Origin of the sequence: Acidovorax sp. LjRoot38, from assembly GCF_964252975.1 — a bacterium.
GTDB lineage: Bacteria > Pseudomonadota > Gammaproteobacteria > Burkholderiales > Burkholderiaceae_C > Acidovorax > Acidovorax facilis.
In genome coordinates this window covers 351,433-364,922 of record NZ_CAXUPT020000001.1, presented here as the reverse complement: position 1 = coordinate 364,922, position 13,490 = coordinate 351,433, and the positions used below count along the sequence as shown (strand labels likewise).

Annotated in this window: 14 protein-coding genes; 9 read left to right on the top strand and 5 right to left on the bottom strand. The window is 66.9% G+C overall.

Translation table 11 applies throughout. The features are described 5' to 3' along the window. Position 1 precedes the first annotated feature (1 nt). Positions 2-430, top strand: coding sequence for a nuclear transport factor 2 family protein (locus ACSQ22_RS01665; protein WP_436129214.1), 429 nt, complete (start codon positions 2-4; stop codon positions 428-430). Here the strand turns inward: ACSQ22_RS01665 and ACSQ22_RS01660 are convergent. Then, complete coding sequence (locus ACSQ22_RS01660) at positions 408-1,346, bottom strand: LysR substrate-binding domain-containing protein (RefSeq protein ID WP_436129213.1); 939 nt, start codon at positions 1,344-1,346, stop codon at positions 408-410. The genes ACSQ22_RS01665 and ACSQ22_RS01660 overlap by 23 nt on opposite strands. A 108-nt stretch (positions 1,347-1,454) precedes the next feature. Here ACSQ22_RS01660 and metE point away from each other — a divergent pair, with 108 nt between their 5' ends. Then, positions 1,455-3,836 carry a 5-methyltetrahydropteroyltriglutamate--homocysteine S-methyltransferase gene (gene metE / locus ACSQ22_RS01655; RefSeq protein ID WP_436129212.1) on the top strand — a complete coding sequence of 794 codons (2,382 nt, stop codon included), beginning with the start codon at positions 1,455-1,457 and terminating at the stop codon, positions 3,834-3,836. A gap of 12 nt (positions 3,837-3,848) precedes the next feature. On the opposite strand, the gene ACSQ22_RS01650 is transcribed toward metE, so the two are convergent. Then, positions 3,849-4,802 carry a ketopantoate reductase family protein gene (locus tag ACSQ22_RS01650; protein WP_436129211.1) on the bottom strand — a complete coding sequence of 318 codons (954 nt, stop codon included), beginning with the start codon at positions 4,800-4,802 and terminating at the stop codon, positions 3,849-3,851. 149 nt (positions 4,803-4,951) lie between these two features. On the opposite strand from ACSQ22_RS01650, the gene ACSQ22_RS01645 reads away from it, so the two are divergent. The 7 genes from ACSQ22_RS01645 (at position 4,952) to ACSQ22_RS01615 (ending at position 11,713) form a co-directional block, all read left to right on the top strand. Then, a complete protein-coding gene (locus ACSQ22_RS01645) occupies positions 4,952-5,293 on the top strand; it encodes a TA system antitoxin ParD family protein (RefSeq protein ID WP_142145892.1) in 342 nt (113 codons plus the stop codon). A gap of 6 nt (positions 5,294-5,299) precedes the next feature. Beyond that, entirely contained in the window at positions 5,300-5,941 is a 642-nt protein-coding gene (locus ACSQ22_RS01640) for a zeta toxin family protein (RefSeq protein WP_436129210.1), read from the top strand. Positions 5,942-6,156: 215 nt separating this feature from the next. Then, positions 6,157-6,669: a MarR family winged helix-turn-helix transcriptional regulator gene (locus ACSQ22_RS01635; protein WP_121420256.1), complete on the top strand. Its 513-nt coding sequence runs from the start codon at positions 6,157-6,159 to the stop codon at positions 6,667-6,669. Between the two features lie 63 nt (positions 6,670-6,732). Next, positions 6,733-8,187 carry an efflux transporter outer membrane subunit gene (locus ACSQ22_RS01630; RefSeq protein ID WP_436129209.1) on the top strand — a complete coding sequence of 485 codons (1,455 nt, stop codon included), beginning with the start codon at positions 6,733-6,735 and terminating at the stop codon, positions 8,185-8,187. Between the two features lie 184 nt (positions 8,188-8,371). Then, complete coding sequence (locus ACSQ22_RS01625) at positions 8,372-9,697, top strand: HlyD family efflux transporter periplasmic adaptor subunit (RefSeq protein WP_436129208.1); 1,326 nt, start codon at positions 8,372-8,374, stop codon at positions 9,695-9,697. Positions 9,698-9,713: 16 nt separating this feature from the next. Next, positions 9,714-11,342: a DHA2 family efflux MFS transporter permease subunit gene (locus ACSQ22_RS01620; RefSeq protein WP_436129207.1), complete on the top strand. Its 1,629-nt coding sequence runs from the start codon at positions 9,714-9,716 to the stop codon at positions 11,340-11,342. A 212-nt stretch (positions 11,343-11,554) separates the two neighbouring features. Next, entirely contained in the window at positions 11,555-11,713 is a 159-nt protein-coding gene (locus tag ACSQ22_RS01615) for a DUF3309 family protein (protein ID WP_007856361.1), read from the top strand. Between the two features lie 139 nt (positions 11,714-11,852). On the opposite strand, the gene ACSQ22_RS01610 is transcribed toward ACSQ22_RS01615, so the two are convergent. The 3 genes from ACSQ22_RS01610 to ACSQ22_RS01600 all read right to left on the bottom strand — a co-directional run bounded on the left by ACSQ22_RS01610 (position 11,853) and on the right by ACSQ22_RS01600 (position 13,439). Next, complete coding sequence (locus ACSQ22_RS01610; protein ID WP_121506267.1) at positions 11,853-12,431, bottom strand: hypothetical protein; 579 nt, start codon at positions 12,429-12,431, stop codon at positions 11,853-11,855. Between the two features lie 129 nt (positions 12,432-12,560). Then, on the bottom strand, positions 12,561-12,938 hold the full coding sequence (locus tag ACSQ22_RS01605; protein ID WP_436129206.1) for a PH domain-containing protein: 378 nt from the start codon (positions 12,936-12,938) through the stop codon (positions 12,561-12,563). A 48-nt stretch (positions 12,939-12,986) separates the two neighbouring features. After that, positions 12,987-13,439: a YiiD C-terminal domain-containing protein gene (locus ACSQ22_RS01600; RefSeq protein ID WP_436129205.1), complete on the bottom strand. Its 453-nt coding sequence runs from the start codon at positions 13,437-13,439 to the stop codon at positions 12,987-12,989. Positions 13,440-13,490 lie beyond the last annotated feature (51 nt).

Sequence of the window (13,490 nt, the reverse complement as noted above, 5' to 3'; positions counted from 1 at the left end):
CATGACCACGCCACTCGACACCGTCCGCACCTACCTCGCCCACCTGCACGCCAGCCACACCGACGGGTTGATTGCCTGTTTTGAAGACGATGGCGTGGTGCACTCGCCCTTTCTGGGCACCATGCGCGCCAGCGACTTTTTCAAGAAGCTCGCCCAGGCCTCCAGCGGCAGCGTGATCACCGTGCTGGATCTGTTCGAATCCGCCCAACCAGACAACGGCGGCGCCGTGCGGCTTGCTGCCTACTTCCGCTACGACTGGACTTTGAACGATGGGCGCGAAGTGACGTTCACCTGCGTGGATGTGTTCACTTTCGACGCTGGCAGCACCCACATCCGCGACATGAACATCGTCTACGACACCCACCCGCTGCGCGAAGAAGTGGGCGACAAGTACGCGCCCGATCCTGTCACAACAACTCCACGCCCTTGAGCGTCACAAAGCTCGTCTCCCGCGTCACCTGCACAAAGTCCTGCAGATACGGCTTGGCCGACAGGCTGGGCAGGCAGGCGGCGTGCAACTCGCCGCGCAGGCCTTTTTCGCCAGGTCCTGCCGCAATGGGCCGCGCCGTCACATACCCCCGGTCCAGATAACTCTGCACCGCCCACAGCGGCAGCGCCGCCACGCCGCGCCCGCTGGCCACCAGCTGCAGCATGGCCACCGTCAGCTCGGTGGTGCGGCGCGGGGGGCGCACGCCGGCGGGCTCCAGCACCTGGCGGATCAGGTCCAGCATTTCGTCGGGCACGGGGTAGGTGATGATGGTCTGGTCGGCAAAGTCCTGCGCCACCAGGTGCGGCTTGGCGACCAACGGGTGCGTGTTGGCCAGCAACGCGCGAATCTCAAAGCCGAACAGCGCGTGGTAGTCCACGCCCACCTCGTCGGCATCCACCTCCGACACGATGGCCACATCGGCCCGGCCCTGGTGCAGCAGGCCCACAGGGTCGGCATGAAAGCCGCTCACGATGTCCAGCTCCACCTCGGGCCAGCGGGTGCGAAACGCGTCCATGGCGGGCATCAGCCAGTCAAAGCAGGTGTGGCATTCCACCGCAATGCGCATCTGCCCACCCTGCCCCAGCACCAGGCGGGCAATGTCGCGCTCGGCCCCTTCCACCTGCGGCAGCATGGCATCGGCCAGCGCCAGCAGGCGTTCGCCCACGGCGGTGAACTGCGGTGGCACCGATTTGCGCTCAAACAGCGGCTGGCCGTAGCGGTCTTCCAGCAGCTTGATCTGGTGCGACAGCGCCGACTGCGTGAGGTTGAGCAACTGCGCGGCCCGTACCAGGCTGCCGCTGTCGCGCAGGGCCACCAGGGTGCGCAGGTGGCGCACTTCCAGAATCGACTGGTTCATTATTAATTTTCAAGTTGATCAACTAAAACTTTCGTTTGAATAATAAACGAGCCCGCGCGACCATCGGTGCTTTCATTGCATTGCTCCATTCAGAAGAAGGAAATCACCATGTCGCTCGCCGCTCCAACCACCCGCCGCCCCGTGCTCACGCACACCCTGGGCTTTCCGCGCATGGGGGCGCAGCGCGCGCTGAAATTCGCGCTCGAATCCTTCTGGCGCGGTGACAGCACCGAAGCCGATCTGCAGGCCACCGCCGCCCAGCTGCGCCAGCAACACTGGCAGGCGCAGGCCGACGCGGGCCTGGGTTGTGTGACGGTCGGCGACTTTGCGCTGTACGACCACGTGGCCAACCACATCCAGCTGCTGGGCTGCGAGCCCGCACGTTTTGGCTTTGATGCCCACACGCCCGAGCTGGCCCGCTACTTTGCAATGGCACGGGGCGTGTCGGCCCACACCACACCTGACCACGCAGGCTGCAGCGCCGGTTGCACCGCCAAGCACCACACCGCAGGCCAGCCCGCACTGGAGATGACCAAGTGGTTCGACACCAACTACCACTACCTCGTGCCCGAGTTCAGCGCCCACACCCAGTTCCACCTGGCCAGTGAGCGCCTGTTTGCCGAAGTGGCCGAGGCCCAAGCACTGGGCCACCGCGTCAAGGCCGTGCTGCTGGGGCCGCTGAGCTTCTTGTGGCTGGGCAAATCCAAAACGGCGGGCTTCGACCGATTCAGCCTGCTGGAGTCCCTGCTGCCCGTGTACGAAGCCGTGCTGGCACGCCTGAAGGCCCAGGGCGTGGAATGGGTGCAGATCGACGAACCCATCCTGGGCCTGGACCTGCCCGACGTGTGGCGCCACGCCTTTGAGCCCAGCTACTGGCAACTCGCCCGCAGCGCGCCCAAGCTGCTAATGGCCACCTACTTCTCGCCCCTGGCCGAGAACCTGCGCCTGGCCTGCCAGCTGCCCGTGGCCGGCCTGCATGTGGACGCCGTGCGCGCCCCTGACGAACTGGTGGGCGTGGCCGACTGGTTGCCGTCGCACAAAGTGCTGTCGGTGGGCATCGTGGACGGCCGCAACATCTGGCGCACCGACCTGGATGCGGCGCTGCAAAAGCTGCGGCCCGTGGCCGACAAGCACCAGGGCGAGCTGTGGCTGGCGCCGTCGTGCTCGCTGTTGCATGTGCCGTTCAGCTTGGAGGCAGAAACGCAGCTGGATGCCGAGGTGAAGTCCTGGCTGGCGTTTGCGGTGGAAAAACTCGATGAGCTGCGCGTGCTTGCCACCGCCTTGTCGCAAGGCGAAGCGGCGGCAGATGACGAACTGCACGCCGCCCGCACCGCCCTGGCCGCACGCCGTGCCAGCCCACGTGTGCACCGCGCCACCGTGGCCGCCCGCATCGCTGCCGCCGCGCCGGGGGCCGACCAGCGCGCCAGCGCCTTCCCCGCCCGGCAAAAGGCCCAGCGCGCACGACTGAAGCTGCCGCTACTGCCCACCACCACGATTGGCTCGTTCCCGCAGACGGCAGAGATCCGCGCAGCCCGTGCCGCCTTCAAGCGCGGGGCACTGGATGCAGCGCACTACCAGCAAAAGATGGAAGCTGAAATTGCCCTGGCTGTGCGCAAGCAGGAAGCCTTGGGGCTGGACGTGCTGGTGCATGGCGAGGCCGAGCGCAACGACATGGTCGAATACTTTGGCGAGCAGCTCGACGGCTTTGCCTTCACCGCCAACGGCTGGGTGCAGAGCTATGGCTCGCGCTGCGTGAAGCCGCCCATCATCTACGGCGATGTGGCCCGCCCCACGCCCATGACGGTGGCCTGGACCCAGTACGCGCAGAGCCTCACCGCCAAGCCCATGAAAGGCATGCTCACCGGCCCCATCACCATCCTGCAATGGAGCTTTGTGCGCGACGACCAGCCCCGCGCCACCACGGCCGACCAGATCGCCTGGGCGATCCGCGACGAGGTGTGCGACCTGGAAGCCGCCGGCATCGCCATCATCCAGATCGACGAGCCCGCCATTCGCGAAGGGCTGCCGCTGCGCCGCGCGGGGTGGAAGAGCTACCTGGACCGCGCCACGCGCGCCTTCCGCATCAGCGCCAGCGGCGTGCGCAACGACACGCAGATCCACACCCACATGTGCTACAGCGAGTTCAACGACATCCTGCCCGCCATCGCGGCCATGGATGCCGATGTGATCACGATTGAGACGAGCCGCTCGGACATGGAGCTGCTGCAGGGCTTTGGCGACTTCAAGTACCCGAACGAGATCGGCCCCGGCGTGTACGACATCCACTCGCCCCGCGTGCCCGGCGTGCAGGAGATGGCCGCACTGCTGGAAAAAGCCGCCGAGGTGGTGCCCGTGGAGCACCTGTGGGTGAACCCCGACTGCGGCCTCAAGACCCGGGGCTGGCCCGAGACCGAGGCTGCCCTGCGCCACATGGTGCAGGCGGCGCAGGAAGTGCGCGAGCGGCTGCTGGAAGAGGCGGCCCTGGCCTGACCGATCCCCGGTTCAGCCAGCAGCGCGCTTCATCTCGGCCAGCTTCACCAGCACCTGCAGCGCGTGGTTCAGCGGCGTCGGCACTCCCAAGGCGGCGCCGCGCTTGACCACGTAGCCATTCAGGTGGTCGATCTCGGTAGGTTTGCCACGCGCCAGGTCCTGCGCGGTGGACGAATACTGCCCGGACATGGTGCTGGCAATGCCACGCACCGCCGCCTGCACATCTCCCGGAATCGTCACCCCATCGGCCGCCGCCACCGCCAGGCATTCGGCCACGATGTCGGCAATCACCTGCGTCACGCCCGGCACCTGCACCAGCGGGCCGTAGGGTTGTTGCGACAGTGCCGACAGCGCGTTGTAGGCGCTGTTGAGCACCAGCTTGGCCCAGAGCGCGCCACGCACGTTGTCTGACACCTGGGTGGGAATGCCCGCCGCCGTCAGCTGGCGGGCCACCTCGTCGCTGCGCGGCGAAGGTGCAATCACCAGCTCGCCCCGGCCATGGTGCACCACGTGCCCGGGGCCGCCCATGGCGGTGGCCACGTACACCACGGCGGCGGCCACAGGGGTGCTGGCGTCCAGCACGGCGCGCACGCGTTCGTCGTTGTCCACGCCGTTCTGCAAGGTCAGCACCAGCGCGCCAGGGGCCAGATGGGGGCGAATCTGCTGTGCAGCGTCTTCCGAATCGGACGACTTCACGCAGAACAGCACCACGTCCGCGCCGTGCACTGCGCTGGCCTCGGTGCTGGCCGCCAGGGGCACTTGCACGTCCATTTCCGCCGTCTGCAGCCGCAAGCCGTTGTCCCGTATCGCCAGCACATGGGCCGGCCGCCCGATAAGCGTGACGGCATGGCCCGCCCGGGCCAACAAGGCGCCAAAGTAGCAGCCTACGGCGCCCGCGCCCATCACAGCAAAACGCAGCGGTGAGATGGCGGAAGGGGCGGATGCGAGCAAGGGAGATTCGGTCATAGGGCAGTCTGCAGGCTGAATCAGTGGGTGAATGAAGGTTTGAGCGCGCATGGTATCGCCCTATACCCTTACACGGAGAGAGTGAGGCCGGCAGAGCACTTTGCTTTCACGCCCCGATTGGCGCAAAATGCGCCAATCAGGAGATCGCCATGTCCGCCACTGCCTTTTCTTCCGTCAAGCTCCCCGCCCACCTGGTGGAACAGGCCCGCCAGGCCGCGCAGCCCATGCGCCGCTCGGTGGCCAGCCAGATCGAATACTGGGCCACGCTGGGCCAGATCGTGGAACACACCGGCCTGAGCGTGCAGGAAGCACGCAGCGCCATCGAGCAGTACGAAGCCGCAGCGGCACGCACCGCCGCCCTGGCGGCCCCCACGTCGGTGGACGCCCTCACCGCCCGCCTGCTGGCAGCCCAAACGCGCGGCACGCTCGCGCAGCGGGTGCGTGAAGTGGTGCTGGAGAACCAGGCCAAGGCAGCCACCCCTATTGCCTGACCTTGCATGGTGGCCCCCGCCCGGCAGCCCTCCCCGCCGTCCCGCCACAATACGCCACCCCGCTGGTTCCACCTGCTGGCAGGCCCGAACGGGGCGGGCAAATCCACGCTGTACCGCGCCCTGGTGCGCGAAGGCATCCTGGGTCCGCCGCTGGAGTTTGTGAACGCCGACCTGTATGAACAGGCGCACCTGCAGCACATTGCTGACCCCGAAGCCCGGTCCGAAGCCGCCCGCCAATGGGCCGATGACCGTCGTGCCACCCTGCTGCGCGAAGGCGCAGACTTCGCCAGCGAAACCGTGTTTTCGCACCCTTCCAAACTGGAACTCATCGAAGAAGCCCAGCGCTGCGGCTACACCGTGGCCCTGTACATCGTGGCGCTGGACGACCCGGCCCGGCTGCTGGCCCGCGTGGCGAAGCGCGTGCGCGAAGGTGGGCACCCGGTGCCGCCCGGACGCATACTGGCCCGCTACCCCCGCACCATGGACAACCTGGCCCAGGCCGTGCGGCAGGCGGATGTGTCCTATCTGTATGACGCTGCCGAGGCCACCGGCACCGGGCCGCAGCTGGTGGCCGTGTGCTCTCCCGCCCAAGTCACCCCCTTGGCCCAGCCGCTGCCCGCCTGGGCGCAGCGCCTGACCGGTCAATAGCCGATACGTCCACGCGCTGCACGGGCCTGCGCGGGCGGCCCACTCTCATCTGCTGTACCGTCGGCTCAATGCCAAATTGGCCCCCTGCGCACGTCTGTATTCATCTTTAGCTATCCCTTTGATAGCAATCATGACCCCGTAAAAACCCTGAGTACATCGCGGGTGTTATCTACTTGCCAAGACAATCATTGTCTAGTCAATTAAATTCACCCTCCATGACTTCCCACACCTCCTCGCCGTCGCAGCCCGGCCCTGGCTTCTACAGCCCCCACCAGCTTCAGCCCGAAAACAGCGTGGGCTACCTGATGCGCAAGGTGATGACGTCCATCCGCACCCAGGCCGATGCGCAGCTGTCCACCCACGACCTGACCTACGCCCAGTGGCTGCCGCTGTTCAAGATCTCGCGTTGCCCCACCACCACCGTGGCCAGCCTGGCGCGGGACCTGGAGACCGACCCGGCCTCCATGACCCGCGCACTCGACCGCCTGGAGGCCAAGGGCCTGGTGGCGCGCGAGCGCTCCACCACCGACCGCCGCGTGGTGCAACTGGCACTCACCCCCGAGGGCGACAAAGTGGCTGCCCAGGTGCCCCCAGTGCTGGCCGACGTGCTCAACGGCCACCTGAGCGACTTCACCCATGACGAATGGCAACTGCTGCTGCGCCTGCTGCGCCGCATGCTGGCCAATGGCGAAGCGCTGCGCCAGCAGCGCGGCGCAGACGCCGACTGAACACACAGACAGCCCACACCGTTTTCCTCCACACAACACCCCAAAACCATTCTGGAGAACCCCGTGAACACCCCATCCCCCCTGCCCTCCACCCGCTCGGCCCTGGCGGCCCATTTCGCGGTATCGGCCCTGGCGCTGGCCGCCGCCCTCCTGCTGGTGGGCTGCGCCAGCCCCGGCCCGGCCCACACACCGCTGGCGCAAACCACCCCTTCGGCCGCGGGCCTGAACGCCGCAGCCACCGACACCGCCGCCCCCAGCCAGTGGTGGAAAGCGCTGGGTGACGAGCAGCTCAACACCCTGATCGACCAAGCCCTGCAAGGCAACCCCAGCCTGGCCGTCAGCCGCGCGCGGCTGGAGCAAGCCGTGGCGCTGAGCCAGGTGCGCGAGGCCGCCAACGGCCCGCAAGCCACCCTGGGCGTGGACGCCACCCGCCAGCGCTACACCGCCAACGGCCTGGTGCCTGCTCCCGTTGCTGGCAACACCTACAACAGCGGCACCGTGCAGGCCACGCTGAGCTGGTCGCCCGACTTCTTTGGCCAGCACGCTGCCGAGCTGCAGGCCGCACTGGGCCAGGCCCGCGCCGCCCAGGCCGATGCAGCTGCCGCCGCCAACACCCTGGCCGCCCAGGTGGGCCGCAGCTATGTGGCGCTGGCCCGGCTGGTGGCGCAGCGCGATGTTGCAGTGCGGGCCCTGGCCCAGCGCGAGGAGCAACGCAAACTCACCCAGGAGCGCACCTCTGCAGGCCTGGACAGCCAGGTCGAGCTGACACAGGCCCAGGCCGCCGTGCCCGATGCCCGCACCCAGATCGAAGCGCTCGAAGAGCAGATCACCCTGGGCCGCCGCCAGCTGGCCGTGCTGACCGGCCAGGCGCCCGATGCCCTGCCCACGGTCACGCCGCAACTCGCCGCACTGCAACCCACCGCCGTGCCCGAGGTGCTGGGCGCCGACCTGCTGGGCCGCCGCCCCGACGTGGTGGCCGCGCGCTGGCGCGTGGAGGCAGCGACGCAAGGCGTGAACAGCGCGCGCAGCGAGTTCTATCCCAACATCAACATTGGCGCCTTCATTGGCCTGAACTCGCTGGGGCTGGACCGCTTGTTCAACGGCAGCTCGCGCCAGATGGGCGTGACTCCCGCGCTGCGCCTGCCGATCTTTGACGGCGGCCGCTTGCGCGCCCAGCTGGGCGGCCGCGCTGCCGAGCTGGACGCCGCCATCGCCCAGTACAACGCCGCCGTGCTGGATGCGGTCAAGGAAGCGGGCGACGCCGTGGCCTCCATCCAGTCGCTCACCCGCCAGCAGGCCTTGCAGGACGAGGCCGTGGCCAGTGCTGAAAAAGCCTACCGCTTTGCACAAGAGCGCTACCGCGCGGGCCTGGGCAACTACCTGGTGGTGCTGAGCACCGAAAGCCAGGTGCTGGCCCAGCGCCGTCTGGCTGTGGACCTGCGCGCCCGCCAGCTCGACACACGCCTGGTGCTGATGAAGGCCCTGGGCGGCGGCTGGACAGATGACACAGCGGTATGAAACACCCCCTGAGCCGCTTCGCGTCTTCCCCCTCTCTCGCTTCGCGGGAGGGGAACGCACCCAGTGGCCTGGCAAAGCCAGTTCCACGGGTGCACTGGCCTCGGCCGCGCCCGTTGCGTAAGTAGCTGGCAAGGCCCGACCCGATCAAAAACACATAACAACACATTCCTGAAAGACCACCGCCATGACCGCTAACAGCGACCCCTTCACCGCCAACGAAGCCAACACCGCCCGCCGCCGCGGCCTCACCCTCATTGCCGCCGCCGTCGCGCTGGTGGCCATCGGCTGGGGCGGCTGGCACTGGGCCAATGGCCGCCATGTGGAGACCACCGACAACGCCTACGTGGCGGGCAACGTGGTACAGATCACGCCGCAGATCGGCGGCACCGTGGTGTCCATCGGCGCAGACGACACCGACTACGTGAAGGCCGGCCAGTTGCTGGTCAAGCTCGACCCGGCCGACGCCCGCGTGGCGCTGGAGCAGGCCGAGGCCCAGCTGGCCCAGACCGTGCGCGAAGTGCGCACGCTGTATGCCAACAACGCCACCCTGAAGGCGCAGGTCAGCCTGCGCAGCGCCGACCTGGCCCGCGCCCAGGCCGACGCCGCCCGCATGCAGGATGACGTGAACCGCCGCGCACCGCTGATGGCCAGCGGCGCCGTGGGCAAGGAAGAGTTCCAGCACGCCACTGCCCAGCTGGCCGCTGCCAAGAGCACCGTGGCCGCCGCCCAGTCGGCCGTGCTGGCCGCGCAAGAGCAGCTGGCCGCCAGCCAGACGCAGACCGAGGGCACGTCCATCGAGCAGCACCCCAACGTTGCGCGTGCCTCGGCCCGCGTCCGCGAGGCTTACCTGGCTGTGCAGCGCGCCCAGCTGGTCGCCCCGCTGGACGGCCACGTGGCCAAGCGTGGCGTGCAGGTGGGCCAGCGTGTGCAGGCGGGTGCCCCGCTGATGACGCTGGTGCCGCTGAACGACCTGTGGGTGGACGCGAACTTCAAGGAAAGCCAGCTCAAGACCCTGCGCATCGGCCAGCCGGCCGAGCTGGAAGCCGACGTGTACGGCACCAAGGTCGTCTACCACGGCACGGTGACGGGCCTGGGTGCTGGCACCGGCGCCGCCTTTGCGCTGCTGCCCGCCCAGAATGCCACGGGTAACTGGATCAAGGTGGTGCAGCGTGTGCCCGTGCGCATTGCGCTCGACCCCAAGGAAGTGGCCGAGCACCCACTGCGCGTGGGCCTGTCGATGGAAGTCAAGGTGGACACTGCCGACCAGAGCGGCAAGACGCTGGCCGACACCCAGCGCACCACGCCCGTGGCCGCCACCGCTGTGTTCGACGCGCAGTTCAAGGCCGCCGACGACGAGGTGGCCCACATCATTGCGGCCAACCTGGGCCGCAGCGGCAAGGCTGCTGTGGCTGTGGCATCGCCCAAGGTGGGCAAGGCGCCAGCGCAAAGCCAGCAGCAACACGCCTCGGCCCCGGTGGCCTCGGCAGTGCAGTCGCCTGTGGTGCAGTAAACGGGGTGGATAGCGCATGACCACCGCCAACCCCACTGCAGACGCAGCCGATCAGGCGCCCGCCAAGGCCGCGCCCGCAACTGCGCAACCACCGGCCCCCGCCGCCTACCCGCCGCTGCAAGGCACGGCCCTGCTGCTGGGCACGCTGTCCCTGTCGCTGGCCACGTTCATGAACGTGCTGGATTCGTCCATCGCCAACGTTTCCATCCCCGCCATTGCCGGTGACCTGGGCGTGAGCCCCGGCCAGGGCACCTGGGTCATCACCAGCTTTGGCGTGGCCAATGCGATCTCGGTGCCGCTCACCGGCTGGCTCACGCAGCGCTTTGGCGCGGTGCGCCTGTTCACCATGAGCGTAATGCTGTTTGTGCTGACCTCCTGGCTGTGCGGCTTTGCCTCGTCGCTGGAAATGCTGGTGTTCTTCCGCGTGCTGCAGGGCCTTGTGGCCGGGCCGATGATCCCGCTCAGCCAGACGCTGCTGCTCGCCAGCTACCCCAAGGCCCTGGCGGGCACGGCCCTGGCGCTGTGGGGGGTGACCACGCTGGTCGCACCCGTGGTGGGGCCGCTGCTGGGCGGGTGGATCACGGACAACATCTCGTGGCCGTGGATCTTCTACATCAACGTGCCGGTGGGCCTGCTGGCCGGGCTGCTCACCTGGGGCATCTACCGCCAGCGCGAGACCCCCATCCGCAAGCTGCCCATCGACACGGTGGGCCTCAGCCTGCTGGTGCTGTGGGTGGGCGCGCTGCAGCTCATGCTCGATAAGGGCAAGGAGCTGGACTGGTTTGCCTCGGGCGAGATCATCACCATGGCCGTGGTCGCCGTGGTGGCCTTTGCCGTCTTCCTGGTGTGGGAGCTGACCGAGAAGCACCCGGTGGTGGACTTGAAGCTCTTCAAGGGCCGCAACTTCACCTTTGGTGCGCTGGCGCTGTCGGTGGCCTACGCCCTCTTCTTCGGCAACGTGGTGCTGCTGCCGCTGTGGCTGCAGCAGTGGATGGGCTACACCGCCACTTCGGCCGGCATGGCGCTGGCGCCGGTGGGCATCTTTGCCATTTTGCTCACTCCGCTGGTCGGCAAAAAGGTGGGCCAGTGGGACCCGCGCCGCATGGCCACGGGTGCGTTTATCGTGTTCAGCACGGTGCTGTGGATGCGTTCGCAGTTCACGGTGCAGACGGACTTCATCCACATCCTGATCCCCACCCTGCTGCAGGGTGCGGCCATGGCGTTCTTCTTTATCCCGCTGACCACCCTGACCTTGGCGGGTATCGCGCCAGAGCGTATCCCGGCAGCTGCGGGCCTGAGCAACTTCGTGCGCATCACCGCTGGGGCCATGGGCACGTCGATCGCCACCACGCTTTGGGAGAGCCGCGCCGCCATGCACCACGCGCACCTGACCGAAGGGCTGGTGCAGGGCCAGGGCGTGTTTGCACAGACGCTGGACAACCTCACCGCGTCCGGCCTCACGCAGATGCAGGCGCTGGCGCAGATCAACCGGCTCATCGACCAGCAGGCGTTCACACGCGCGGCCAACGACATCTTCTTGGGCTCCGCCGGGTTGTTCCTGCTGTTGATCGGTCTGATCTGGCTGACCCGCCGCCCCGCCAGAACGGGGGGCGCAGGCGCTGCAGATGCAGCCGGGGCGCACTAATTTGATAAAAATTGGCTGCTAGCGCTTATCCATAAATCGCTTGCAGCTATATTTTCAATAGCACTTTATTGTTTCCCATCAGCACGACCTCAGCCCTCCATCCCACACGGCGTGTCGGAAAACCCTGACCGACGTGCGGGCGTGGCACCTGCGGGTAGCGCGCTGGATGCGCCCAACAATGCATTCACCGCAACCCACAACAAGGAACCGCCATGTCACTCTCGCTGATTCTCCTGATCGTCCTGATCCTCATCCTGGTCGGCGCGCTGCCCACCTGGGGCCACAGCCGCTCATGGGGCTACGGACCCAGCGGCGGGATTGGCCTGGTGGTGCTGATCCTGGTGATCTTGCTGCTCATGGGTCGGATATAGACCTCTGACCGCACTGCGCACATGCCGCCAGCCCCTGAAAAGTGGGCAGCGGCCACCGCAAAAAGCACAACGGCCCTTCTCGGGCCGTTGTGCTTTTTTGTGAACGGAACCGCGTATCGCGCCCAGACGAAGCCGCCGCTTACGCCACCCCAGCCCGCTTGGCGCCTGTCGCGGCAAACGCGGTCGAAAACGCAGCAAACTCCTTGTCCGCCACACTGCCATCGGCATTGCCACTGCGATCCATCAACTGCATCACGGCCTGCGAGAAGTCGCTGCCCGCCTGGGCGCCCTTGGTCTTGGCCAGGCCCTTCAAGAATTCATCCTGCGTGATGGAGCCGTCCTTGTTCGCATCAAACCCCGCCGTCAGTTGCGCCTTTTGCGCATCGTCGGCGCCAAAACGGGTTAGCAGTTCCTGAAAATCCTGAGTGGACACCGGGCGGCCCGACAGTGCGGCCGACGCTGCATTGGCGGCCGAACCCGCGCTGCCGCGTGCCACCGCACCGAGGGTGTTCTCCAACTTGCCCTGCGACACCAGGATGCCCTTACCTGCAAAGCCCGCCAGAGCCTCCGCCTGCGGGCTCAGGGTGAGCACGGCAGACGGCTCGGGTTCCACATCGGCCCCGCTGCGCCGCGACGCAGACGACTTGCCAGGGCCACCGGCGGTGGCGTTGAAAATCAAGGAGGCGACCGAAGCCAGGCCAGAGATAAGGGGGGACATCGCTGTGAACTCCTGTGTGGCGAAAGCCCCGGTGCCTGTGTCAAAAGGACAGGCCACCGCTTCGCCCAGTGAGCTGAGGGTACGCGACCCCCATTGCTGCAATGCCCGGATGAAACTGGGTAAACCGCGTTACTTCAGCACGTAGCTGGCCAGCACCGACTGCACCTCATAGATGCTGAGCTTCTTGTTGAACCGCTTTTGAAACGGCGCTGCTGAGCCAGAGATCCAGATCTTGAGCTCTGCATCCAGATCGAACGTGCCACCGGTCTCGATGCTGAAGTGCGTGATGCTCTTGTACGGGAGGGAGTGGTATTCGACCTTGCTGCCCGTCATGCCCTGCTTGTCCACCAGCACCAACCGCTTGTTGGTAAACACAAAATAGTCGCGGATCAGCTGGTAGGCATGCTCCACCACCTCCCCCGGGGCCAGGATGCGGCTGAATTCCTCCTGAATCTTGGCAGCATCAACCTTGGATGCGTTACCCATCACGCCATCAAGCAATCCCATGTTTTGTGCTCCAGTGAAGTCGTTGGATCGCGTGTTGTACCTCAACGGCTATGAATAGCCAGGCCCAAAGGCCACAAACGCCCCCACCAGCTGGCCCGCAGGCTGCCCCTGGTAGTGCAGCGCGGAAGCCTGCGCGATCCGCCCTAGCCCCTTGCGCTGCAGCATGCGGGTGAACGGCTGCCAGGTCTCTGGCGCAGGAGCCTGGGCCACGGCGGTGAAGGTGCCGTCGATGGGTGCCAGATAGTCCATGGTGTTGCGCTGAATCACCAGGCGGCTGCCCAGCCCCTCGGCCGACAGCCGCAGGTGCAACATCGACCACGCAGCCAGGATGGCCACGGCCGACGCGCTACCGCCAAACACCGTCTCGCGGTGGTTGATGTTGGGAGCCAGCGGCGCGCTCAGCACCACCTGGTGCGGCGATGCCTCGACCACGGTGACTTCCATGGCCTGGGACAAGGGGATGTGCTGGTGCAGATAGGACTGAAGTTCGAGAGGGTTCACGGCTTGGCGTCAGAGGGTCAGAGGGTGACGAGATGGAGACGAAACAGGACG

What these genes read in the sequence shown, in the direction of transcription:
- ACSQ22_RS01660 (WP_436129213.1), bottom strand. Translation starts at nt 1,346, where the DNA reads ATGAACCAGTCGATTCTGGAAGTGCGCCACCTGCGCACCCTGGTGGCC.
- ACSQ22_RS01620 (WP_436129207.1), top strand. Translation starts at nt 9,714, where the DNA reads ATGACCACCGCCAACCCCACTGCAGACGCAGCCGATCAGGCGCCCGCC.
- ACSQ22_RS01635 (WP_121420256.1), top strand. Translation starts at nt 6,157, where the DNA reads ATGACTTCCCACACCTCCTCGCCGTCGCAGCCCGGCCCTGGCTTCTAC.
- ACSQ22_RS01650 (WP_436129211.1), bottom strand. Translation starts at nt 4,802, where the DNA reads ATGACCGAATCTCCCTTGCTCGCATCCGCCCCTTCCGCCATCTCACCG.
- ACSQ22_RS01645 (WP_142145892.1), top strand. Translation starts at nt 4,952, where the DNA reads ATGTCCGCCACTGCCTTTTCTTCCGTCAAGCTCCCCGCCCACCTGGTG.
- ACSQ22_RS01625 (WP_436129208.1), top strand. Translation starts at nt 8,372, where the DNA reads ATGACCGCTAACAGCGACCCCTTCACCGCCAACGAAGCCAACACCGCC.
- ACSQ22_RS01605 (WP_436129206.1), bottom strand. Translation starts at nt 12,938, where the DNA reads ATGGGATTGCTTGATGGCGTGATGGGTAACGCATCCAAGGTTGATGCT.
- metE (WP_436129212.1), top strand. Translation starts at nt 1,455, where the DNA reads ATGTCGCTCGCCGCTCCAACCACCCGCCGCCCCGTGCTCACGCACACC.
- ACSQ22_RS01640 (WP_436129210.1), top strand. Translation starts at nt 5,300, where the DNA reads ATGGTGGCCCCCGCCCGGCAGCCCTCCCCGCCGTCCCGCCACAATACG.
- ACSQ22_RS01610 (WP_121506267.1), bottom strand. Translation starts at nt 12,431, where the DNA reads ATGTCCCCCCTTATCTCTGGCCTGGCTTCGGTCGCCTCCTTGATTTTC.
- ACSQ22_RS01615 (WP_007856361.1), top strand. Translation starts at nt 11,555, where the DNA reads ATGTCACTCTCGCTGATTCTCCTGATCGTCCTGATCCTCATCCTGGTC.
- ACSQ22_RS01665 (WP_436129214.1), top strand. Translation starts at nt 2, where the DNA reads ATGACCACGCCACTCGACACCGTCCGCACCTACCTCGCCCACCTGCAC.